This window comes from Desulfovibrio sp. UIB00 (genome assembly GCF_022508225.1).
Lineage (GTDB): Bacteria > Desulfobacterota > Desulfovibrionia > Desulfovibrionales > Desulfovibrionaceae > Desulfovibrio.
The window spans coordinates 32,918-57,098 of sequence record NZ_JAETXJ010000011.1; the positions used below are offsets into that span (position 1 = coordinate 32,918).

Below are 24,181 nucleotides of genomic sequence, written 5' to 3' on the forward strand. Positions count from 1 at the left end.
GCCATGACTCGTAGCCGATTCGGAATTGCGTTTCGCCTGATAGGAGGCTTGCTGACGGTCGTAGCTGCCACAACGCTGGTCAGTCTTGCAGGCTTTTTTGCACTCTATCAAGTGGGCCAACAATTCTCTTGGACTGCCCATTCTGAAGTTCCCCGGCTTGTTGCCGCGTCCCGTCTGTCACACGAGAGCCAGCGAATTGCCTTCATTGGGCCTACTTTCCGCAAGATCGACAATCACTTTACCCTTGCAACCAAGATGGGTGAGGCCAACGACAAGCTTGCCTCGCTAGAAAACCTCATCCAGTCGTTTTCTTCATTGGGGGCAGACTCCGCAATTATCGAAGACATTCGCACCACTAGCGACTTGCTTCGCCAGCATTTTGCCAGCTTGGCCGAAGTTGTTGGTCACCGCATTGATGCCGAATCCGAAATTCAGGCAAGATGGAATATGATGGTCAAGCTGGGAGAGGAAATTCGCGCGCAGAGCTGTATCTTTAGGGGCGCAGTACGGCATGAGGCTCCCGACTGGCTGCCGATTGCTGCATGGACGGACGTTGCGAATGCCCTTGTATCTAACTCCATAGCTATCTTGGGTTACAAAAACAGGTCACAGCTGAAAGGTCTGGCAACACGTCTTGACGATTTGTGGCACGAAGCTGAGGTCCAGTATGGGCGCATGACGCCAAACATGCAGGCCCGCCTTTCTCCTTTGCGAAAGATGCTTGCCGAAAACGCAGAAACCTCACCAAACTTTGCGAAGAGACGCTTGCAGCTTCTGGAAGCTGAGCAAGCAGAGGTGGGAATGGTCAATAGGGCTGAAATACTATCTTCCAGTCTGGTCATTGCCGCTACCGATCTATTTGTAAAAACGCAGAACGAAGTTGACGGACGAAACACCAAGGTAGCCGACATCATTAATAAGACATCCAAATTGCTGGCAGGCGCGGTTGCTTTCACGCTTTTGGTGTCCATTATTATGCTGCTGTACATCAACCGTAGCGTCATACAGAGGCTCACCGCCTTGCGCACTGCCATGACCGATCATGCGCAGGGAGGCGGAGGCCCCGTAGAGATTGTTGGCAATGATGAGATCGGTGAAATGTCCTGTGCATTGAGTTATTTCGTTGGCGTTATCAAAAATCGGGAAGACAAGCTGCATGCTATCAACGCCGATCTCTCTCAGGCGCACAGCAATCTTGAAAAAATAGCCGTTACCGATCGGCTGACAGGACTGTACAACAGAGCCAAGCTTGATGAAGTTTTTACCAGCGAAATAGCCTGCGTTGAACGGTTGGGCAATCCCTTTGCCATTATCCTGGCAGACATTGACCACTTTAAACTGATCAATGATACTCATGGGCACCTGGTTGGAGACAGCGTGCTCAATGAATTCGCCACAATTCTGCGTAGAATGACCCGCGATACTGATACCGCAGGACGGTGGGGCGGAGAGGAATTTCTTGTCATCTGTCCCAAGGTTGACCTCAATGATGCCTTTGCTCTGGCCGAGCGCATTCGGGCAGCCGTTGCAAAGCATTCTTTTCCTGTTGTAGGCAAAAAAACCTGTAGCTTTGGGGTTGCCAGCTATCGTTCAGGGGATACGGCAGACACCATGGTTAAACGGGCAGACGAGGCCCTCTATAAAGCCAAGCAGCATGGCCGCGATCGGGTAGCGATTGAGAGCAGAGCTTTAACTTGCAATGCTCATGCCTAACAGACACGATACATATTCAACAGTAATTGCGCTCCTGTTGATGAAATTGCAGCGTTAAACGTGTATCAGTCCTTAAAATTAATTACTGGGGCTCCCAGCCTGCAAGAATAACGGTTATCAATTATACTATTTATAGAAATTTTTTCATATATTTGAATATAATTTTTACTTATTTTTAATCAACATAAGTTATCCCATGCACCTGAACAATACATATTACATGTGTTATCCAAACTAGTCTCAAGCAATCATAAAAAATTTGGATATATATTACACATGAAAGACCAGCTGAATAACCATGATGCTGCAACTAATCATACTCCCTCGCAGTTTTGCAAAGCAGGCATGCCCTTTTTGAACTATCTCTCACGCGGTTTCTAAGCGCAATCTTACCTCACTGACCATCATATCTTAAAGAGCCCGGTTCCTTGATAGGAACCGGGCTCTTTCAACTATTAAGGAGTCACAACTATGGATATTAATTTGCAAGATAATCTTAGCACGTTGCAACAAGAAGAATTTGATGCAGGCCAAATATTCAGCGGCAAGCCCTCCGGCACCACGGTCAGAGGCTACGCCGTTCCTTCGGCCTACACCCCAGCTATTGACCCTGACTATATCTTCCATGAGTCGAGCCGCGATGTTGTGGTCTGGTTTCTCAACCCGCAGGAACCGTTGTACGTCTTTGGGCCTTGTGGGAGTGGCAAGACTAGCTGCATTAAGCAGCTGTCAGCCAGGCTTAACTATCCTGTCTTTGAGGTTACCGGACACGGGCGGCTGGAATTTGCCGATGTGGTTGGTCACCTGACAGTCAAAAACAGCAGCATGACCTTCGAGTACGGCCCGCTTGCGCTTGCCATGCGCTACGGCGCACTTTTGCTGCTGAATGAGATCGACCTGACATCCCCTGAAATTGCGGCAGGCTTGAACAGCGTGCTGGACGGCTCCCCCCTGTGCATAGCGGAAAACGGAGGCGAACTGATTGTACCGCACCCCATGTTCCGTCTGGTTGCCACGGCCAACACCAATGGCGGTGGTGATGACACCGGCCTCTACCAGGGCACCCTGCGGCAGAACCTTGCCTGGCTGGACCGCTTTACTATCTGCGAAGTGGGCTATCCTTCTGCCGATGTAGAAAAGAGTCTACTTGCTCGGCGATTTCCTTCGCTGCCCGAATCGTTGTGCGCTACCATGGTGGACTACGCCAATGAGGTTCGAAAACTCTTCATGGGCGAGTCCTCTACCAGCAATCTGACCAACGCCATAGAAGTAACATTCTCCACGCGCAGTTTATTACGCTGGGGTGATCTGACCGTACGCTTTCAGCCTATGGCCCATCAAGGCGTACAGCCTATCACCTACGCCCTCGACCGGGCGCTGGCCTACCGTGCAAGCCGTGAAACCCGGGCAATGTTGCACGAGCTGGCTCAACGCATGTTTCCACAACAGGTTGGGGCTGAAGGTCTCAACGCTACATCTTCCGATAAATCAATGTAGGAGTTTATAATGACACAGCTTGTTTCTGACATCCGCATTTTGGACAATTTGCTGGCCCTTAACCTTAACGTCAGCTTGTGGTCTGCCCGCCGCAAAATGAGTCAGGAAGACCTGGGCGGCGCAGAACTGCCCCCCGAAGATCTGACCACGCTGGGCTCAAAGCGCATTGCCGACCCGGAAAACCTCAAAGTATTCGGCACACTCAAGGCCCGCGCCTTCAACTACCTTGATCGGCACGGGGTACGGTTCATGTCTGGCTGGGCCATCCCCGAAGAAAAAGCCGGCGAAATCGTGCAGGAACTGCTTAACATCCGCACAGAATTCCAGAAAGAAAAGGAAACTTTTCTGGCAGGCTATGACCAAAATGTACAGAAATGGATTGAGAAGCACCATCAGTGGGGCGAAATTATCCGCAACTCCCTCGTGGGGCCTGACTATGTACGCGCCCGCATGGATTTCCGCTGGCAGCTGTATAAGGTCGCCCCGCTTGAGCAGCACACAGACAACACTGCTGTGCTGGAAGCCGGTCTGGCGGAAGAGGTACAGGGCCTCGGCGGCACCCTGTTTGATGAGGTGGCCAAGTCTGCTAACGATATCTGGCGCAGGGTTTACCATGGCAAGACGGAGGTAACTCACAAGGCACTTTCGCCGTTGCGTACTCTGCATGCCAAGCTCACTGGTTTGTCTTTCGTAGAGCCGCATGTAGCCCCGGTGGCAGACATCATGCAGGCTGCACTACTGCGCATGCCCAAGAAGGGCAACATCACCGGCGCAGACCTTCTGCTGTTGCAGGGTCTGGTCTGCCTGCTTAAAGACAGTACGGCCCTTGTGGGCCACGCCCAAAAAGTTATTGAGGGCTACGGCCCGGCCTTAGTGCTGGATGCCCTGTTGACTGGTCCGGGCGTTATCCATGAATCGGACGGCCCTGCTGGACAGATGGATGGCACCGTGGATGGCACCGTGGATGGAGAAATGGACGATGAGCCCATCCTATCTGAGATTCCCTTGCCAGATAGCCCTTTGCCGCATCCTGCCATCCCCAGCCTGGGCCTGTGGTGACGTTATGATACGTACAAAAGATGTACTCAACTGCCTGCCCATGCTGGCGTCCATCCTTGGTGACCGTTATGGAGTGCAGGTTCGTATTGGCGGCAAGGAAGCCTGCACCAACGGTAGAGTTATCCATCTGCCATCTTTGCCCATTGATTGTGAGCCGGAATTATTGGCTCTGGCCAAGGGGTTCACAGACCATGAGGCTGCCCATATACGGCACACAGATTTTAGCGTGCTGAAAGCGGCAAACCTTGATCCAGTGACCTTCAATTTGTTCAACTGTCTTGAAGATTGGCGCGTTGAAAAAATGCTGTCAGGCATTTTTCCAGGCTGCCGGAGAAACCTGAACTGGTTGATACGACGATTCTTTGTAGAGCAAGCACAGCCGAGGGCCGGGGACGATTCCCCGGCCCTTGCTGTTTTGGACTATGTGCTGTTGACCGTGCGAGCCTGGGATGTGGATGCGGTGACCCCGGCACGCCAACATGCGGCAAGCATCGTGGAGCAGCACTTCCCCAGCTTGAAAGAGGCCCTGGATGCCATCTTGGTCAAGGTCTACATCCATTGCCCAGATACAGCAGCGGCAGTCGAATACGCTCGACAAATTGCCATATGCGTCAAACAGTGGGAACCACCTCAGCCAACTGCAACCAGCGAAGGGATGAATAATAATGGTCAGGGAGCCACACCAAGGGCGACAGGGGAAGCCAACGATTCTGCCACACAAATCAACCAGCAATCTGAACCGGTCCAACTGCCGAGTGCTTTACCGCTCAAAGCCTTGTTTCATGCAGAGGCGCAGGATCTCCCCCAACATCTCGGCGAAATCATGTCGATTGAGCTTGCCAATAGCAGCGCAGAATCCGCTGGTGACGCACTGACCGTGGCCGTGGAAGGCACCCGACATGCAGCCCCCTTGCCAGCAGAGCAAAAGCTGCAAGCGTTACAGGCCAGCATTGCCCTACGCACTCGCCTTCAGGGATTACTGCAGGTGCAAACCCAGAGGCGTTGCAGCATCGGGCGCAGAGGGACTCTGCACGCTAATTCACTTTATCGTCTGCAGGTTGGCAATGCTCGTGTTTTCCAAAAGGAGTCTGTGCAATTGGGCCTCAATACGGCTGTCCACGTCCTGCTGGACGTAAGTGGCAGCATGGCTGGCGCACCGATTAATCTTGCCAATCGGGCATGCTTTGCCGTGGCAACGGCGCTGAGCCATATCCGTGGCGTGAACCCTGCAGTAACAGCCTTTCCCGAAGTCACGGAAACCAATTCAGTATTCCCCATCATGCGACACGGGCAGGCCGTGCCAGACATGTTCGACATTCGGGCTTCTGGAGGGACTCCCCTAGCTGGGGCCGTGTGGTGGGTTCTGCAAACCATGCTGCCCCTCAAGGAACAGCGCAAGATGATTCTGGTTATCACTGACGGCATGCCGGACAACCCGCTCGCTGCAAACAATGCCATAGGGGTGGCCCAAAAACTTGGCTTTGAAGTTTACGGCCTGGGCATGCGAGATGAACACATCACACGTCTGCTGCCGCACACCAGCAGAGTACTCAACGACTTGCCCGATCTGGTGCCTGCAATGTTTACCATACTGCAGGTTGCATTACTAAAAGGAGTGAAGAATGGCTGAAAATAACTCTGCTATTGGGCTTGATGCCTCAGCTTGGCTAGTTATTGCAATAGCGGTACTAAAAGCCGTCAAAGCGATCTTGGATGAAGTTTCAGATTAAAATAAATAGTGGGCAGGTACTCCCTGCTCACTATTCAATTATGGACTAGATATGAAATTAAGATCAATACAAGATTTAATATAGCCCATGGATAGATCATGTTATATTTTCATCACACTACGACATAAGACGAATACCACAACATAGGAAATTAACAGATATAATACTACAACGATTAGGAAGAGAATTTTATCCAATAGTTTTTTAACAACCAACTAATTAACCAGAAGTTTTTTTAAAAAATTCAGTACTCTTGATGATAGCAAACTTCCCTGCCATGTTTTGTGTAGCTGATATCGTGGGTCGAAGGATGTGATCATAACTTTTATTACGCAGCAAAGACTTTCAGCAAAAAGGTTGGAAATAGGGTTGGAAAAAACAAAAGGCACTTGCAGCGCATAACCGCAAGTGCCTGATTTAATTTGGCGTCACCAACGGGATTTGAACCCGTCTTAACGGCTTGAGAGGCCGCCGTCCTAACCGGATAGACGATGGTGACAACGAGGAGTTAAATAAGGCTCTCAAGCCTTATTTGTCAAGCAGTTCATACACAGGGCAGTAAAATCAGCCGTTGCCGTACCTGCGTCCAAGGTGCTAGGTATGGAGTTGCCGCTGGCGGCGGCCCAAATCTGAAGGAAGGAGCAGCCCTCATGAAATCTCGTCTTCACCTTCCCCTGCTTATCGCCTGTTTTGCCTTGTTGGCCGCATGCGGCGGCAAGGTGATCCCCACGCGCGATGGTGACATGCCCACATGGATGGGAACCCTGGAAGACCTCCGGCGCTACCCGCAAAATCTGGACGTGTACGCCAAGGCCGCCGGAGAGGACAAACTGCTTGTTTCTCCTGCCGAGCAGGCCAATCAGGCGGCCAGATTTATGCGCATCACCTTTGGCCCGTGGGAAATGACCAAGACCTCAATCCGCAAGCGTGATGTGGCCGTGCTCTTCAACAAGGCACGCGGCTACAAAATTGGCGATGTGCGCTGGACGCAGCCGGAATGGGATGCCATGAGCGCCAACGCGGCTCTGGGTTCCTACCCTTCGCGCAGCCAGGCAGCCATAACCGTGCGCAACGCGAACCTGCGCGAACTGCCCACCAATGAGGCGCGTTTTTCCGAGCCCACGCCAAATCCCAAGGCCAATCCCTTTGATTATTTTCAGTATTCCCTGCTACCCGTGGGCACACCGGTACTTATCGCGCACACAAGCCGCGATGGCCGCTGGCACTATGTGGAATGCCCCGTGGCTGGCGGCTGGGTGGCGGACGAAGATCTGGCCCCTGTCAGCGCTGAATTCAGATACATGTACCGCAACAGCACATTTGCGGCCCTTGTGCGCGACAGGGTGAACATTGTTACGCCAACAGGTTCCATACTAGCCAACATCGGCGCATTGCTGCCCATGCGTAGCGGATACTCTTCGCCTGCGGACGCCGGTTCCGGCGGTCAGGCCGCAATCGAACTGCTTGTGCCCACACGCGGTGGGGACGGCATGGCTCAACTGACCCCGGTGTCGCTTACCACGGCAGACGCCGCTCCGTGGCCCATGCGCATGACCCCTGGCAATGTGGCCAAGGTGGGCAATTTCATGATCGGCCAACCCTACGGATGGGGCGGCATGTTTGGCGACAGGGATTGCTCTGCTCTCACGCGCGAACTGTTCACGCCCTTTGGCATCTGGCTGCCGCGCAACTCCGTGGCGCAAGCGCGCACAGGCGCGGTCAACATGCTTGAAGGCATGACGACGGCGGAAAAAGAAGAACAGATTATGCGCAACGGCGTTCCCTTCCTCAGCCTTGTGGGCATGCGCGGGCACATCATGCTGTATGTGGGCAAGTATAATGGCCGCCCCGCCATTTTCCACAATGTATGGGGCGTGCGCACAGTTGAGGGCAGCGACACTGATGGCCGCTTTGTCATCGGCAGGGCCGTTGTCACCTCCATCACCCCCGGCGCCGAGCTGAAAAACCTTTACCGTACAACGACGTTTGCCGACAGGCTCCGCACGTTGAGCACTCCGGCGGATACCCTTCAGTGACAGAACTGCGCCATACAACAACAGCCGAAGATGCGGGCCAGCGGCTGGATCGCGTGCTACATCAGGTTGCCCCCGAGATGTCGCGGGCAGCGTTGCAAAAAGCTGTTCAGGCCGGGCACTGCCAGGTGGACGGTCTGCCGGAACCCCGCGTAAATGCTAAGATGAGGGCCGGACAGACAATCACGCTACGCCTGCCGGAGACCTCCACGACCTTGCAGGCGGAGGAAGGACACCTCGAGCTGCTCTGGCAGGACGAACACATGGTTGTGTGCAACAAGCCTGCGGGCCTGACGGTGCACCCCTGCCCTTCCTGCCCGGAGCAGACCCTGGTGCAACGCCTGCTGGGGCGCTTTCCGCAACTGGGCAGGATTGAAGGGCAGCGCCCCGGCATAGTGCACCGGCTGGACAAAGACACGAGCGGCATCCTGCTGGTGGCCCTGACAGAGCAGGATCGCCTTGTACTCAGCGAGGCCTTTGCCCAGAGGGAAGTACATAAGGAATATCTGGCCCTTGTGAGTGGTAGGCCTCCCGCTGCGGGTGAATGCCGCGAACCCATTGGCCGCCACCCCACAGCCAAGGTCAAGATGGCCATTGTGCCGGAATCGCGCGGCGGGCGCGCAGCCCATACGGAGTGGAAAACCCTGTGGACAGCGCCCGACAGGCGTTTCTCCTTGCTTGCCGTGCGCATCCATACCGGGCGCACGCATCAGATACGCGTACACATGACCCACCTTGGGCATCCCCTGCTTGGCGACAGGCTCTATGCGCCCAAAGCAGTGCAGGCCCTCGCCCCGCGCCAGATGCTGCACGCATGGCGCATCAGCTTCATCCACCCGGCCACGGGCGCGGCCATGAATTTTGCCTGCCCGCCGCCGGACGACATGCTCATGGCTGCACTTCAGGGCTGCCGCCGCATGCGCCGCGTGGTGGTAACGGGCAATCCCGGCAGCGGCAAATCTGCCTTTTCCCAATGCCTGGCCGATATGGCCGTGCCAGTGTTCAGCGCCGATGCAACGGTTGCCGCCCTGTACGCCCCCCGAGGGGAGGCTGCGCAATGGATCGGACAGATCGGCGGCAGCGCCCTGCTTACTCCAGCAGGCGCCGTGGATAAAACCGCGCTGCTTGAGGCCATGCGCGCCAACCCCGTGCTGCGCCGCGAGGTGGAAAACATGGTGCACAGCCTGACGCACAAGGCGCTGGAAGCATTCTGGATACAGCAGGAATCTCTGGGCATGCCGCTGGCCGTGGCCGAGGTGCCCCTGTATTTTGAAACAGGCTGGCAAAACAGCTTTTCACCAGCACCGCACGTTGTCGGGGTGCGCTGCGCCATACCCCTGCGCGCACAGCGCATAGAAGCGAACCGTGGCTGGACGCAAGACAAGCTGAAAGCTATTGAAGGCTGGCAATGGACGCAAGACCGCAAAATGGCCGCCTGCAACACCGTTGTGGATAATGAAGGTACGCTGGAAGCGTTATGCGCCCAGGCCCAGGAATTTTTGACAAGCATGCGCACTCAGGATCAGAAGGATGAACAGGCCCTTGCGCTGCACCTCGCAAGACTGTGGCAGTAACTACTGGAGTCAGATACTGTCTATCCACTCAAGTTCCATGAGTTTTTCACCTAATTTGTCATTTCTTGACACAATTCGCGGTATTCGCGTATAGGCTATCTTTAAATTTTCAGACCAAAAGCATCCGTTGAAGCAAAACATGTCAGACGCACAACAGCCGCATCAGGGCAATCTAGCCAATCCCCTGGTGCTGGCCTTGGAAATATCAAGTTCAGCCCTTCTGCACGTCAGCAAAGAGCCTTTTCTCAGAGCAGCCATGGCCAGTATTGGCGAATCCTTGCACTGTGAGCAGGTGTCTCTTGTGGAATTTGACGATGAGCAGTGGTCTGCCCCAGTAGTCTGGCGGTCGGGCATTCGCAGTGCAACTGGTGATATGCCTGCGGCAACGCTCAACGACATGTCGCCGGTGCTGAACATGTTTGAAGAGGGCAAAAGCCTGTGCGTTGCCGATACCTCGGCCATGCCTGAAGGCCCGCAAAAAGCCCTGTTTCTCTCCCGTGGCATCAAATCGGCAATCTGCGTGCCCATCGCCCACGATGGCCAGCTTTTTGGCGGCATCTGCCTTTTGCGGCATCGCTATCGCGGGCAATGGTCCATTGAGGATTCCAGCCTTTGCCACCTTTTGAGCAGCATCCTTGCCATCACGTTGACGCATTTCCGTCTTTACGGGCAGTTGCAGCGCAAGCACAGACAACTGCACGACATCCTTGATGCCTTCACTGATCCTGTCTGCATTGTGGACATGGAGACATACAAGATTCTTTTCGTCAACAACAGTGTTGAAGAAACATATCCGCGCAAAGACGGCACGTTGTCCAACATCTGCTACAAAAGGCTCATGGGGCGGGATACGCCCTGCCCCTTTTGCACCAATGCCATTATTGCCGCCTCCAGCGAGCCCTATCAGTGGACGTATGAAAACAAGGCCACCAGACGCACCTATACGGTCGTGGACAAGGCCATCAAGTGGGACAACGACAAAACGGTTCGCCTCAGCATTTCACGCGATGTGACTGATCTGCTGCAAACCCAGCACGAAAAGCAGGATGCCGTGGTGGCCTCGCAGGCCAAAAGCGAATTTCTGGCGCATATGAGCCATGAAATTCGCACGCCCATGAACGGCATCATCGGCCTCACCCATCTGGCCCTGCAATCCAATCCCAGCGACGAGCAGAAAAACTATCTGCAAAAAATCCGAACTTCCGCCACAAACTTGCTGGCCATCATCAACGATATTCTGGATCTTTCCAAGATCGAAGCCAACAAGATGGTGCTGGAAGACGCCAACTATCCGCTGGAAGACGTGCTTGAATTCGTACACACCTCGCTGCGCTTTCCCATTGAGCAGAAGGGGCTTGAGTATGAATGCAAACTTGGCGACGATGTGCCGCTGAAGCTCTGGGGCGACAGCCTGCGCCTCAAGCAGGTTTTGCTCAACCTCATGAACAATGCCGTCAAATTCACCGCCGAGGGGCGTATCACCCTGCGAATTGACCGCGAGCTTTCTGGCGACAAAGACAGCCTGCACTTCAGAATTGCCGATACGGGCATGGGCATCAGCCGCGAATACCAGCAGCACCTTTTTGATCCTTATACCCAGGCCAATGCGAGCATCAGCCGCCGCTTTGGCGGCACCGGCCTTGGGCTGAGCATCTGCAAACGCATTGCGGAACTCATGCACGGCACGCTGTGGTGCGAGAGCGAGCTGGGCAAGGGTTCCACCTTCCACCTGAGCATTCCCTGCACGGCTGCCCGCAATATCTATTGCCCCCAGGAGCAGGCCGTCGCCACGGCAGAGCCGCTGGACGGAGCGGCAGAGTGCAGCATTCTGGTGGCGGAAGACAACGAGATCAACGTGGAAGTATTGCGCGCCATGCTGCGCCAGCTGGGCTTTGAATGCGATGTTGCGCCCAACGGCAAGGAAGCCCTGCGCATGGCCATGGAAACCCCATATGATATTGTGCTGATGGATGTTAACATGCCCGTCATGGACGGCCTGACCGCCACGCGCGAACTGCGGAGCATGCTGCCGGAAAATGACGAGCAAAAAGCCCTGCCCATCATTGCCCTCACCGCCGCGACACTGCCTGACAACATTGCCGAAATCATCAACGCGGGCATGAACGACCACATTGGCAAGCCCTTCAGCATGGCTACCCTGCGCAATAAACTCGCCAAGTGGCTCAAGCTCCACTGAACATCCCGACAAATCATGGCTGCCGCAAAAGTCTCCAAAACCAATGCCGCCAGAATTCTTGAAGGCTTGGGCATTTCCTACGAACTGCACACTGCTGACGTGGACGAAAATGACCTGTCAGCCGTGACCATGGCGCACAATCTGGGGGTTGACCCTGCCTGCGTTTTCAAAACTCTGGTAGCCAGAGGCGACAAAACAGGCGTGCTCATGGCCTGCATCCCTGCTGCGGCGGAGCTTGACCTCAAGGCGCTGGCTGCCGCATCTGGCAACAAGCATGTGGAAATGGTTCCGCTCAAGGATGTTCGTCCCCTCACCGGCTATATGCGCGGCGGCTGCTCCCCCCTTGGAGCCAAGAAGGCCTATCCGGTTTTTTTGGACGAAAACGCCATCCTGCTTGAAACCATCTTTGTGAGCGCAGGCCAGCGCGGCGTTCAGCTGTGCCTCAAGCCGGATGATCTGCTACGCGCTGTTGAAGGGCAATACGCCCCAGTGGCGCGCATTTAGTAGTTCCGCCCGCTAGTTCCTGCATAAAATCAGCCCACCGGGGCAGACACGCACAAGCTGCCACGTGGGTATCATCACCAGCACTTCACGGCGCATGCTCGGCCCATCTGCCCATCGGACAAGGAGATCCATCCGTGCAGTATTATCACGCAGATGTATTTTGCAAGGAGCCCATGACCGGCAACGGGCTGACTGTTTTTATTGCCAAGACCTTTCCAGAAAGCGCAGTCATGCAGCAGATCGCCAGGGAATTCAGGCAGTTTGAAACAATCTTCCTTGTGCGGCGGGGCGATGCTGTTTTTGACGCGCGCATCTTTACGGTTGAAGAAGAACTGGATTTCGCCGGGCATCCAATTCTAGGCGCTGCTGCGGTTGTGCAACGCGAATTTTTTCAGGAGGCCTCCAGCACGATTCTGTTCACCCTGAACAGCAAGCAGGTCTCTGTTTTTTGTTCGGCGCATGGCGATTTTTATGATTGCTGCATGGATCAGGGACCAGCGGAATTTATTTGCGCCCTGGAGCCGGAAGCGTACACAACGTATTTGCAGCCGCTGAATCTTGCACCGCACAATATTGCTGCCGGATTTCCCCTGGAAGTAGTTTCCACAGGGCTGCCCTATCTTCTGGTGCCCCTTGCCTCAGGCCTGGAGCAGGCCCGCATTCTCATGACGGATTACGAATCAAGGCTCGCACAGATCGGCGCAAAATTCGCGTATATTTTTGACGTCAACGCGGTTGAAGGCAGAACCTGGGACAATGCGGGCATGGCGGAAGACGTAGCCACAGGCAGCGCCGCAGGACCAGTTGGAGCCTACCTGTACAAGCACAACAAATTTTCGCCCGCACAGGAAATACTTATTCGGCAGGGGCGCTTTGTGGGGCGTGACTCGGAAATCAGCGTCCGCAGAGACAAAGCCAGCGGCAACATGCTGGTGAGCGGTCAGGTTCGTTTGCTCGTGCGCGGGGAATGTCTTCCGGGCATGTAAAACCTATCCTGTCAAAAGCGCGCAAAAAACAAAGGCCCGCTTCCTTCTCTGCCATTGGCAGCACAAGGAAACGGGCCTTTTCAAAACTCACCGCAAGGGTATTGGATTCTTGGCTTAGCCTTCGTCACTCAAAGGACGAAAGCTCTTTTTTGTTGCCCCGCATACAGGGCATTTCCAGTCTTCTGGCAGATCTTCAAAACGGGTTCCAGCCGGTATTTTATGGCGTTTGTCGCCCCGGTCGGGGTCGTAAACATAGCCGCAATTGACCATCTGGCAACGCCACATATCCTTGGGTTCAGCCATGCTCTGCCCCGCCTGTTAGCCCGCTGCGGGCGTTGCGGTCACAAAGCCCTTGCTGGCCGGGCCAGTGGTGGAAGGCGTACCGGCAATCTTGGCAAGGTAGGTATCGCCAAGTTTTTTGATATGCCCGTCAATATTGTCGTAATAGGTCAGGTGGGCCTGCTCCTCGTCAATGATCCGTTCAAAGAGCCGGGCAGAAACAATGTCGCCCGCATCCTTACAGATGGCGAGAAAACCGCTGTAAGCCTCAATGGTGGCTTCTTCCTGATTGGCGTCAGCCTCGTAGATAACGGTCACTTCCTGCCCGGTAACGATCTTGCCGTCTTTCTGGGTAGTGGGCTCGCCGCCCAGTTCCTTGATGCGTTCGGCAAAATTTTCGGCATGACGCATTTCGTCAATGGCGATAAGCTTCATGTTGGCAGCAAGCTCGCCATAATCCATATCGTCCAGATTGTAGTGCTGGTTCATATACTGATGGATGGCGAACAGCTCCATGGCGCGCGCCTTGTTCAGTACTTCGATGACGTTAGCCTTCCGGCTTTCCCTGTTTTCAGCCATGACGCAAGCTCCTTGGTTATAACAGGTTCAAGATGCTATTTGCATAATACGAATAGCAAAATCTCACAAGCAGCCACAGCGCACACGGAAAATATTCGACAATAGTTACTGGGTTATTTCAAGCGATCTCGCGCAGGTTTCGCACACGCCGTCGTATTCCACCCGCGAACTCAAAATACTCGCAAAACCCATTGCCTGCATGCCTTCAACTGTGGGGGCCTGCTTGACGTCTTCAACATCGCCAACCCGGCCGCAATAAATGCAGCGAACATGCTGATGGTTTGAAATATCGCCATCAAAACGTTTGGTTGATCCTGCTGCTTCAAGACGGCGGATCTCTCCGCTGTCTGCCAGAAAATCCAAATTCCGGTACACAGTGCCCAGGCTTATTCGGGGCAAACGCTCGCGCACGATGCTGTACAGCTCATCCGCAGTAGGATGGCTCTTGAGCTTGCGCAGTTCTTCCAAAATGACTGCCCGCTGCCGGGTCATTCGTGTTTGTGTTTGAGCCATGCCAGCCTCCAGTGTTGCTAAAAATTACTGTTATCGCGGAATACTGTCAAGCCCAAACTCAACCAAAAGACTAAGACTTCTGCCTGGCGAAAAACAGTGCGCAATGGCTGCTTATCGGGAATATGGTTCCCATGCGGAAAAAAGCCGTGAGGCGGCTCCAGTCCAGCCAGAACGCGCGCCACAAGGGCATAAAAACATACCATCGCAGTGCGGGTAAATAAATAACTTTCAGAAAAGCGTCAAGGCGTAACCCCAAATTACATCAGTCTACAGGGGCCGCGCTTGCCTAGCCCTTTTCCGCCTGGGGCATATGGCAGAAATGCTCCACAGCTGCGCACGCCGCACCCCACAGACCACTGTTTCCATCGGCGATAAGATAAATAGGAACAGAGGCCGCAATGCCGCCAATATCGGGCACCAGACCAAGCTCTTGCAAAAAGGCCGGATGCGTCAGGCACAGGGGATTTTTGGCGGCGATGCCGCCAGCAATCCACAATCCGCCACGGCAGAGCGTGGTCAGGATCCACTGGCGGCAAAAACGACCCCAAAATCTGGCATACCACAACAGCGTGGGCGTTTCGTGCGACAGCGCCTCTGCACCCACGGCGGGGGGGTAAAAAAACTGGCCGGAAAGATAGTAGTGCAGCACGGAGAGCCCTTCACCGGAAAGCACATTTTCCGCCGTGGGGTAATCGCGTCCCAGTTCACGGGCTAGGAAGGCCTGATAGGCCTGTTCTTCCGGCCCAACAAAAGCAAAGGCCGTATGCCCGGCCTCCGAGGGCACGGCCAGCCAGCTTCCGGCAGAGTCAGGCCCGCCCGAGCGCACCAGCATGGCAGCGCCAAGGCCAGTGCCAGCGCCAAGCACGGCCCGGGTTTCTCTGGATTCGTCAATGGATCGGGTGCTGCTGCGTACAAGCGCGGCCGCTGTACCGCAGGGCGTCAGCGTGGCAAAGGCCTGCGCGCTGAAATCGTTGAGCAGCAGGCAGCAGGCCAGGCTGTACTGCTGTGCTACGCCATTAAGATCAACACGCAACTGCCCGTTGGTGAGTTTGCCGCGCAGACCCTTCACAGGCCCGGCAAGGGCAATGACGAGAGAATCACCCGCAGAAAATGGAGATTGTAAAAGCTGCTGCATGGCTTGCAGCACATCGTGGGCATTGCCCAGATCAGCCGACTTTGCCCACACCGCAGAAATAAGCGTGAGATTGCCCTCATACACTATGAACAGGGCAAATCTTGCGTTGGTTCCACCTATATCTGCTGCGAAGATGCGTTGCATGTACGGCTGAAAACTCCGGCGGCTGGTCTAGGTGACATCCCGCTGGTTATCGATTTTGCGCACTATGCCCGTAGTGCTGCAACCGTCTACCAAGCGGGCAAGATAGACCCTGCCGCCCCCCTGCTGCACGACATCGGCCCCAACCACAGTATCAATGGTGTAGTCGCTGCCTTTCACGAGCACATCAGGCCGCAGGGCCGAGATGAGTTCAAACGGGGTATCTTCGTCAAAAAGCACAATGGCGTCCACGTCTGACAGAGCAGCCAGCAGCAAGGCGCGGCTGTTTTCGTTCTGGATGGGACGGGTCGGCCCCTTAAGGCGGCGCACAGAGGCATCGCTGTTGAGTCCCACAATCAGGTGGTCGCCCTGAGCAGCGCTCTGCCGGATAAGGGAAATATGACCAGGATGCAGCAGGTCAAAGCAACCGTTGGTAAAAACCACAGTTTCGTTTTTTCTGCGCCATTCTTCAATTTTTTCAACAAGATTCTTAACGCTAAAAAGCTTGGGATTGTCGGCCTGTTCGCGCAGCGCCTCGTTAAGCTCTGCAATAGACACGGGCGCAGTGCCCATTTTACCCACGGCGACCCCTGCCGCCGCATTGGCAAGGTGCATGCTTTCGGCCCAGGGCAGGCCTTTGCCCACGCATGCTGCCAGAGTGGCAATGGCGGTATCGCCTGCGCCGGAAACGTCGGCCACTTCGCGCACTGCGGCGCGGCAGTAAACAGGTGCTTCATCAGGGGTGAACAGGGCCATGCCCTTTGGCCCCCGCGTTATAAGCAGGCGGTCAATGCCGTAGCGGGAGCGCAGCTCCCCGGCAAGAGTTTCGCGGCGGGGCCTGCTGAGCGTTACGCCAGCGTCCAGACCGCAGGCGGCGTCAAATTCCCCGGCATTGGGGGTAACGCAGTGCGCTCCGGCATAGCGCCGCCAGTCGCTGCCCTTGGGATCAACCAACACGGCGATGCCGAGACGGCGAGCTTCTTCAATGATTATCTGGCACAAATTGCAGCCGCTGGCCGATTCAAGCAACACGCCCTTGGCATAATCAGAGAGAATAACCGCATGCCGCCCCGGCAACAGAGAAAGGACCTGTTTTTTCAAAGCGCCAGCTTCTTCTGCACCGAGAGGAGCGCTTACTTCCTCGTCAAGGCGCAGCAGTTGCTGCCCCTGCGCAAGAACGCGCGTCTTGCAGGTGGTGCGGCGGCTGGGCGAAACGGACAGCCCGTCTGCAATTCCCTCAGCCGCGAGCGCCGCGCGCAGGTCGCTGGCTGCGGCATCCTGCCCCACTACGCCAGCCACTGCCACATCAACGCCAAGGCGCACAAGGTTACGCGCCACGTTGGCAGCACCGCCCGGCACAGACCAGCGTTTTGCCGCAGACACCACCGGCACCGGGGCCTCGGGAGAAATCCTTTTGACCTGTCCTGCAATGTAATGGTCAAGCATCACATCGCCCACAACCAGTATGCGTACTCCGTCAAAATTCATGACGCTCTCCCGGCGTGGTTCAGGCCTTGCCGCAGGCTTTTTTGATCAGCTCGGTCAGGCGGGCTTCGGTGCGGTCTGTATCGACAAGGGTGACTACCGACTTGCGGGCGGCCTCGCCAAGACGTTTGCGCTCCTCGGGACGGGAGGCAAGTGCTTCCAGAACGTCCGCCAGCGCGCCCACATTGTCTTGCGGCACAAGGCGTCCATTGCCGCCGTCCGTAATGGCTTCCGCATGGCCGGGCAGGTCGCTGGCAACAACCGCAAGGCCAAAGGCCAGGGCTTCCACCAGAGCCGAAGGCACACCATCGGCCTCCCCGCCAGTGGTCTTGCGTCCAGGAGCCACAAAAACATCCGCACGGTTGTACATATCCGCCATGTTTTCATGGGGAATCTGCCCGGCAAACTGCACCGAACCACGAAGCCCAAGCCGCCAGACAAGCCAGCGCAAGCGCAGCTTTTCCGGCCCCTGGCCCACAAAGGTCAGTGAAAAGTTCACATTTCTGTCGGCCAGCAGGCGGCATGCCCGGAGCAGCAGATCGTACCCTTTGCGGCGTGCAATGGTGCCCACTGCCAGCAGGTTGAAATCCGCAGCCTTATCCGCATCATTGGCGGCATCGCCCCCAGCGGGAACAGGCATCTGCTCTTCCATATCCTCCGGAGGCGTGAGGGTAAGGGGATCGCGCAGCACGAGCAGTTTGTCTTTCAGCTCGGGCAGCAATTGCAGCATGGCATCGCGCGTGGCCTCTGTATCGCAGCGCACAAACTCTGCATCCGCGCCCTTGGCGGCCCAGTTGAGGCCGGGCTCAGTCATATCCTGAGCGCGCACGGCAAAAGCATACGGCACATGCAGCAGGCGCGAGGCAACCCAGCTGGCGGTTGCCGGGCCGTGGGCCCCTGCCGCGTAGAAAAATTCGATCTTTTCTTCCTGGCCCCAACGCGCCAGCATGGCCCCGGCGCAGAATGCGCGCAGGTGATCCCACCAGCGACGGCCCCAGCGGCCCCGCCCCGGCAGTTTGCGCCAAAGCGCCCATAACTGCGACGAAGATCCTCGCATGAGCCTGAGCATACCCAGGCAGGCCGCAAGCACACGCAGCGCGCCAATGCGCCGCACAGCCAGCGGCAGGGCATAGCCCTCGGGATTTCCCAGAAATCCATTATCGCGGATGGCGTAAATACGGGTAAGCAGGCCCGACGCATGCATACGGTGGGCCTCATCCATCAGGCACTGACCGGAGGCCTCTGGAAAGCTCTCGGCAACCATGGCGCCGCGCACCACAGGGGCAACCCCCTGGAGCAGGTTGTGCGAAATGGTGTCGGGCATTTGCGGCAGGTTGCGCTGGCGGCAGTGCAGAATGCCGTCTTCAAGGGTATAGATGCTGTCGCAAAATTCGGCCATCTTGGGGTCATGCGTAACCATAACCATGGAAACGCCGCCCGTATGGCAAAGCGAACGGAAATTATCCATGATAAGGCGGCTGGTTTTGGCGTCCAGCGCGCCCGTGGGTTCGTCAGCCAGCAGGATGCGCGGATTGTTGACCATAGCGCGGGCAATGGCCACGCGCTGCTGCTCGCCGCCCGAAAGGCGGTTGCTGCGGTAGTGCACACGCGCAGAAAGGCGCACAAGTTCAAGAGCGCGGATAACCCGCTCCCAGCGTTCCTCTGGCGGAATTTTCTCAAATATCAGGGGAAATTCAACATTTTCAAACACAGTCGAGTGGTCAAAAAGGTTGCTCGACTGCATGACAAAGCCCATGGTCCCACGGCGAAAACTGGCAGTCTGCTCACGGTCAAGCGTCAAGACATCCTTGCCAAGAATTTGCAAAGAGCCGGAGTCGGGCGCGTGCAACATGCCCAGCACGTGCAGCATGGTGGATTTGCCGCAGCCCGAAGGCCCCATGATGGCCACCATCTCGCCGGGAACAACTTCAATATTCACGCCACGCAGCACCGGTGAAAAACCGGCGTAGCATTTATATAAATCTTTGGCGACTATAACGGGTGCCATGATCCACCTTGTGCATGTGCGGCAGAGCCGCAAGAACGCGGGCAAACCCGCGCATTGTGTGCTATTCGAATCGCAGAGCGGTTACCACGTCCATGCGGCTTGCCTGCATGGCAGGGAACAGACCGCCCGCTATGCCAATGACGGCAGAAAAAACGATGCTTCCCACGCTGCTGAAAAACAGCAGCGGATACGAAACACCCGTTCCAAGCGATAGGGAACCGATCTCAACCAGCGCGCAGCCAATAAGAATGCCAAATATGCCGCCAGCAACCGATTTGCAAAGAGCCTCGGCCAGAAACTGCGCCAGGATGTCTATATCCGAGCCGCCCATGGCCTTTTTAAGGCCCACTTCGCGCGTTCTGGCCCGAACTGCGGCAAATGTGCCATACCAGATGCCGAAACCGCCAAGCATGAGCGAAGCGGCAATACCAAGCCACAGCAGAGCCTCAACCCACATGAAGGTGGTTTTGATGCGATTGAGTTGATCTTCCTGCGTCTGCACCACGATATAGGGGGCGGACTGATGCTCGCGCACCATCTGAGGAATAATCTTGACAAGCGGCGGCACGTCTTCCCAGCCGATGGCGCGGATAAAGAGTCTGCGCACCTTGCCCCGGCCCCAGTTGCGGTCGGCCATGGTGGTATAGGGCAGAAAGCCGCCATGGCTCCAGCTGCCGAGCATGACGCCGCTGACAACGCCCACCACTTCAAAAACATCCTGCTCCAGAAAGAGCAGCTTGCCTATGGCTTCTTCCGAACCGCCAAATAAATTTCTGGCCGCATCCCTGCCAAGCTGGCATACGCGCCTGTGAGAGTCCACATCTTCCTGATTGAGCAGCCGCCCGGCCGTAAGATCAATAGAGTAAACCTCGGCGAAATACTGGTCGATGCCGATAAAATCCAAATTCAGCGTGCGTTCGCCGGTGCCGCGTATGGGGAAAGTTTTATTGTCGCGCAGGTTTCTGCTCACCAAGCTGACGCCGGGCAACTGAGAAAGGGCTTCCACTGTTTCAGGATAAAACTCGCGGTCGGGCTGGCCGGGGTACTGGGCATCATCCATGTATACCTGGATGACGTTGACGCCACCCATGAGCACCATATCTTGGCCCACCTTGTACCGAATTTCTCGGCCAAGTACCGCCAGGACGATAAACGCCGTGATGCCAAGGGCGATGGAAAGCATCACCCCGAAGCCGCGCTGGCGCACAACCTGCCTGAGGCTGACGCGAATAAGGTCTGACATTGCAATCATGGCGCAATCACTACTCTGACAAAAAACGATAAAAAAAGCCGTGGCTTATGCCGCGCACATGCGCAACGCCATTGCCGCATCCTGCTGTCGGGCTGCATACAGATATATTGCATCCGGCCCGTGACAAAAGGGCAAAAGACGATACACGCCACCATGGGTGTATGTCAAAGCCTCTATTTCCATACCCTGTCACGGACCGCATGCGCAAATAAGAAAGAATCTGGCGCACCACGCCTCCATCAGGTGTGGTTTCAAATTGCTACTTCGTTCCCTGACAGTGTTCAGAGCGCAGCACTACCCCGCCCTTGCCGACTTCATACCGTATGCCGTGCCAGACAATATCCCACGACTTTATGCTCTGCCAGTAAACAGAGGTGAACATGCGTACGGCGTCCACAAAGGCCATGCACCAGCGCCACAGCGGCACGGGCTTGACAAGCAGACCACGCCACAGATGCAGCGCGCTGACCACCGCCGCCAGCCAGAACAGGCCAAGCAACACTCCAGCGCCGCTGCCCACGTTCACAATCCAGCCCAGAAAGGCCAGGGCCGCGCACACCATGGGCAGGGCCATCATAACACACATGAGACCCAGCAGCTTCCACTGGCCGGGCATGCAGAACTTGAGAAAAAGCACCTGCCTGTCCATCCAGGCCCGCCAGACGGGCGTGGAGTGGTTAACAGCATCGGTCCGCAGCAAAGCACCGGGGCAAAGACGCACCTTTGCGCCACGTACCTGAAGCAGGGCCGTGAGCGAGCAGTCGTCCACCACGTTCTCAAGCCACAACTGCGCCACGCCGTATTTTACGTAGGCCGCTCGGGTCATGGCCATAGCGCCGCCCCACAACTGGGTAAAGGCAGACATGGCTTGCAGGTAGCGCATAAGCATGACGCACAGCGTATAGGCCAGTGTTACGGGCTGGTCGTCGCGCGGCTCCACCACATGATAACCGGTGCTGAACGAAGCCTCGCCCCTGGCCATGGGCGCCGCCAGATGCCGCAGAAAATCAGGTTCCGCCATGTGGGTGCTGTCGCAAAACACATAGACGTCCACTTCATCGCCCAGAGCGGCAATACCCTGAAGGCTGTTATGGTTTTTTTGCCCGCAACCCGTGGCGGTGCCTGCCACCACATGGCGCAGAGCGGGAAAATCCTGCTTGAGTCTGCCCACAAGCTCGGCGGCGGGTTCATTTTCTTCCGCAGTAACGAGCACGGGGACAAAACGGGGATAATCCTGGGTCAAAAGGCTGCGCAACGCGCCTTCCATACGCGGATCGCGCCCGGCCACAGGCACAATCATACCCACCGATGGCCATTTGTCTTCAGGTATGGCGCGGTTGGCCTCGGCTTCTTCCTCAATACGGCGGGGCATGCTTTCGCCCCTGCGGGCCAGAATATACAACAGAGCGCATTGGGAGGTGGCCAGCAAAAACCATATCCAGAACATAGGCACTCCTTCATGTTATTGTTGAATGGATCAGCAATCGGCAGCAAGGACATGGATCCTTTGCAGCGCTTGCAGCAACCGCGTATTCAGGCAAGCCATGCCGCAGCAGGACGTAAAAACGCCCTGTCCCAGCTCAAATTCTATTGGGGCAAGGGGGCGCAGTCTTCCGGCGCAAGCGGCGCATCGTGGATGCGCTTGCCCTCCAGACGTACGTTCATGCCGTTCTTCAGGCTGATGACGCCCTCGACTTTTTCGGCAGAAGCAAGACGCCCCTTGAATGAATGCCCGGATGAATGGTGCGCCTCAATATCATTGTTACGCACCGTTCCATCTATGTGGTACACGTCAACCTTGCCGTTGTACAGACGCAGGTGCACCACGCCGCGCACCGTGCCCTGAGCGGAAACACACACTCCCACACGGTATGTTGATGAATAGAGCGAGCCTGTCCAGAGTTCACGCACTTCCACAGGGGCGTTGGCAGCAGACGGCGTTGCCGTGGCTGTGCCTCCGGCAGTAGGGGGGGTACTTTTCTGTTCGCCGTGCTGTTCCACCTGGGAGCCGGGATTTTGGTCCTGCGTGGTTTGAACTTCGGCAGCGCGAGCCGCAAAAACACCCACGGTCATCAGGCAAAAGCAAACGCAAAGCGCCGCAAGACACAAAACTGCATATTTCAGCCGCGCGCGCCTGAGCCGTATTGCCCGCGTTGCCTGTGCAGCCCTGGAGCATACACGCAGTGAATTTTGATCTAATTCCATATATACCTGCGCCTTCCGCACTTGGGCAGAAGACTGATTGACAAGTTCAGCTGTCAGTTGCGGCGCAAGCCGGCAAAAACGGCCTGATGCGCCTCCACCATGGCAGTGAAGGAAAAATCCCGCTCCACGCGCAAACGCCCGGCCTGCCCCATGGCATCGCACAACGCGCCGTCTTCAAGCAGACGGCAGCAGTTCTCCGCCAGGGCCGCCACATCGCCAGCATGCGAAAGCAGGCCATTCTGGCCGTTTTCCACCAGCCGGGGAATGCCGCCAACAGATGTAGCACACACAGGCAGGCCGCAGGCCATGGCCTCAAGGATCACATTGGGCTGGCCTTCGCGCACGGATGAAAGTGCGAAGATACGTCCAGCTGCATAGTGCCCGCGCATATCAAGCCCACCGGGGATAAAGTCCACGTTGCTTCCGGCGGCATGATCCTTGGCCCACTGGTGCAGATTGGCTTCTTCCGGGCCATCCCCCACAATGCGCAAACGCGCCGAGGGGTGGCGTTGCAGCACAATCTCAAAGGCGCGCAAGAGGGTCAGGTGATCCTTGTCGCCCGCAAGGCGCGCCACGCAGACGATCTCGGGGGCACGAGCCGAGGGCGCAGCCCCGGACGGCGCAAAAAATTCCGTATCCACCCCGTTGGGGATGTAACTCAAACGGGATTGCGGCAAGCCGAAATACAACAAAATTTCATGCAGTGCTTCGGAATTGCAGATCATATGATCCGTAAGCCGCCAAAGCCAGCGTTCATGCTGCCGCTTGGGGCCGCCGCCGCCACGGCAGGTTCCCACAATACGCGGGGCTTTTTTTTCGCCAAGCCAGCCCAGCCGCCCCCAGATGCGCCCCCAGATATTGGGTAGGGCCGTGCAAGGCACGATGACATCTGGCTGCAACCTGCGCAGCTTTGAATACAGGGCGGCAAAAAACAGGGGCGGTACCTTGCGGTCATGCCCCATGTGGTGCAGCTCTATGCCCGCATCCCGCGCGGCTTCATCCAGGTCAGTGGGGCCAGTGAGCGTAAGCATGACCGGCGTAAAACGTGTGCGGTCCAGGCGGCGGGCCAGTTCAAGGGTCTGGCGTTGCGTTCCGCCATAACAAAGATCCTCCATAAAGAAGAGGATGCGCTGTGGGATGGTCATGCTTCTCCTTCAGATAACCGGACGGCTGAAAGTTGCGGCGCAAAAGCCGAACAGCCGTATGCATTATTGTATGCATTCCGCCCGGTTTTGCAAGGCCGCCCAAGCCACCACCTCATATTACACTTAAAATACACGCAATTTTTTAT

The 24,181-nt window shown here is 56.2% G+C and carries 19 protein-coding genes and 1 tRNA gene; 9 read left to right on the forward strand and 11 right to left on the reverse strand.

What is annotated here, in order from left to right; genetic code table 11:
* Window positions 1-3: 3 nt before the first annotated feature.
* From JMF94_RS13960 to JMF94_RS13975, 4 genes are all read left to right on the forward strand, one after another.
* On the forward strand, window positions 4-1,713 hold the full coding sequence (locus tag JMF94_RS13960) for a diguanylate cyclase (protein WP_240825848.1): 1,710 nt from the start codon (window positions 4-6) through the stop codon (window positions 1,711-1,713).
* A 471-nt stretch (window positions 1,714-2,184) separates the two neighbouring features.
* Window positions 2,185-3,210, forward strand: a complete 1,026-nt coding sequence (locus tag JMF94_RS13965; protein WP_240825849.1) for an AAA family ATPase — start codon at window positions 2,185-2,187, stop codon at window positions 3,208-3,210.
* Between the two features lie 9 nt (window positions 3,211-3,219).
* Window positions 3,220-4,269: a DUF3150 domain-containing protein gene (locus tag JMF94_RS13970; protein ID WP_240825850.1), complete on the forward strand. Its 1,050-nt coding sequence runs from the start codon at window positions 3,220-3,222 to the stop codon at window positions 4,267-4,269.
* A 40-nt stretch (window positions 4,270-4,309) separates the two neighbouring features.
* A complete protein-coding gene (locus JMF94_RS13975) occupies window positions 4,310-5,899 on the forward strand; it encodes a hypothetical protein (protein WP_240825851.1) in 1,590 nt (529 codons plus the stop codon).
* A 523-nt stretch (window positions 5,900-6,422) separates the two neighbouring features.
* Here the strand turns inward: JMF94_RS13975 and JMF94_RS13980 are convergent.
* Window positions 6,423-6,498, reverse strand: a tRNA-Glu gene (locus JMF94_RS13980).
* 151 nt (window positions 6,499-6,649) lie between these two features.
* Here JMF94_RS13980 and JMF94_RS13985 point away from each other — a divergent pair.
* The 5 genes from JMF94_RS13985 to JMF94_RS14005 all read left to right on the forward strand — a co-directional run bounded on the left by JMF94_RS13985 (window position 6,650) and on the right by JMF94_RS14005 (window position 13,293).
* On the forward strand, window positions 6,650-8,035 hold the full coding sequence (locus JMF94_RS13985; RefSeq protein ID WP_240825853.1) for an NlpC/P60 family N-terminal domain-containing protein: 1,386 nt from the start codon (window positions 6,650-6,652) through the stop codon (window positions 8,033-8,035).
* Complete coding sequence (gene coaE / locus JMF94_RS13990; RefSeq protein WP_240825854.1) at window positions 8,032-9,606, forward strand: dephospho-CoA kinase; 1,575 nt, start codon at window positions 8,032-8,034, stop codon at window positions 9,604-9,606. The genes JMF94_RS13985 and coaE overlap by 4 nt, the downstream gene beginning before the upstream one ends.
* A 139-nt stretch (window positions 9,607-9,745) precedes the next feature.
* Entirely contained in the window at window positions 9,746-11,803 is a 2,058-nt protein-coding gene (locus tag JMF94_RS13995; RefSeq protein ID WP_240825855.1) for an ATP-binding protein, read from the forward strand.
* Window positions 11,804-11,818: 15 nt separating this feature from the next.
* Entirely contained in the window at window positions 11,819-12,307 is a 489-nt protein-coding gene (ybaK, locus tag JMF94_RS14000; protein ID WP_240825856.1) for a Cys-tRNA(Pro) deacylase, read from the forward strand.
* 134 nt (window positions 12,308-12,441) lie between these two features.
* Window positions 12,442-13,293: a PhzF family phenazine biosynthesis protein gene (locus JMF94_RS14005; RefSeq protein ID WP_240825857.1), complete on the forward strand. Its 852-nt coding sequence runs from the start codon at window positions 12,442-12,444 to the stop codon at window positions 13,291-13,293.
* Between the two features lie 114 nt (window positions 13,294-13,407).
* Here JMF94_RS14005 and JMF94_RS14010 read toward each other — a convergent pair whose 3' ends face one another.
* The 10 genes from JMF94_RS14010 to JMF94_RS14055 all read right to left on the reverse strand — a co-directional run bounded on the left by JMF94_RS14010 (window position 13,408) and on the right by JMF94_RS14055 (window position 24,035).
* Entirely contained in the window at window positions 13,408-13,596 is a 189-nt protein-coding gene (locus JMF94_RS14010; RefSeq protein WP_022659169.1) for a rubredoxin, read from the reverse strand.
* A gap of 15 nt (window positions 13,597-13,611) precedes the next feature.
* Window positions 13,612-14,151 carry a bacterioferritin gene (locus JMF94_RS14015; protein ID WP_240825858.1) on the reverse strand — a complete coding sequence of 180 codons (540 nt, stop codon included), beginning with the start codon at window positions 14,149-14,151 and terminating at the stop codon, window positions 13,612-13,614.
* 105 nt (window positions 14,152-14,256) lie between these two features.
* On the reverse strand, window positions 14,257-14,664 hold the full coding sequence (locus tag JMF94_RS14020) for a transcriptional repressor (protein WP_022659167.1): 408 nt from the start codon (window positions 14,662-14,664) through the stop codon (window positions 14,257-14,259).
* Window positions 14,665-14,950: 286 nt separating this feature from the next.
* The gene (locus tag JMF94_RS14025; RefSeq protein WP_240825859.1) at window positions 14,951-15,943 is read right to left on the reverse strand and encodes a glucokinase; all 993 of its coding nucleotides are present in this window, start codon (window positions 15,941-15,943) and stop codon (window positions 14,951-14,953) included.
* 27 nt (window positions 15,944-15,970) lie between these two features.
* Window positions 15,971-17,428: a D-glycero-beta-D-manno-heptose 1-phosphate adenylyltransferase gene (gene rfaE2, locus JMF94_RS14030; protein ID WP_240825860.1), complete on the reverse strand. Its 1,458-nt coding sequence runs from the start codon at window positions 17,426-17,428 to the stop codon at window positions 15,971-15,973.
* Window positions 17,429-17,447: 19 nt separating this feature from the next.
* On the reverse strand, window positions 17,448-19,364 hold the full coding sequence (locus JMF94_RS14035) for a glycosyltransferase (protein ID WP_240825861.1): 1,917 nt from the start codon (window positions 19,362-19,364) through the stop codon (window positions 17,448-17,450).
* 130 nt (window positions 19,365-19,494) lie between these two features.
* Window positions 19,495-20,676, reverse strand: coding sequence for an ABC transporter permease (locus tag JMF94_RS14040; protein WP_240825863.1), 1,182 nt, complete (start codon window positions 20,674-20,676; stop codon window positions 19,495-19,497).
* Window positions 20,677-20,944: 268 nt separating this feature from the next.
* Entirely contained in the window at window positions 20,945-22,132 is a 1,188-nt protein-coding gene (locus JMF94_RS14045; RefSeq protein ID WP_240825865.1) for a glycosyltransferase, read from the reverse strand.
* Between the two features lie 140 nt (window positions 22,133-22,272).
* Window positions 22,273-22,758, reverse strand: a complete 486-nt coding sequence (locus tag JMF94_RS14050; protein WP_240825867.1) for a hypothetical protein — start codon at window positions 22,756-22,758, stop codon at window positions 22,273-22,275.
* Window positions 22,759-22,943: 185 nt separating this feature from the next.
* Window positions 22,944-24,035, reverse strand: coding sequence for a glycosyltransferase (locus JMF94_RS14055; RefSeq protein ID WP_240825869.1), 1,092 nt, complete (start codon window positions 24,033-24,035; stop codon window positions 22,944-22,946).
* Window positions 24,036-24,181 lie beyond the last annotated feature (146 nt).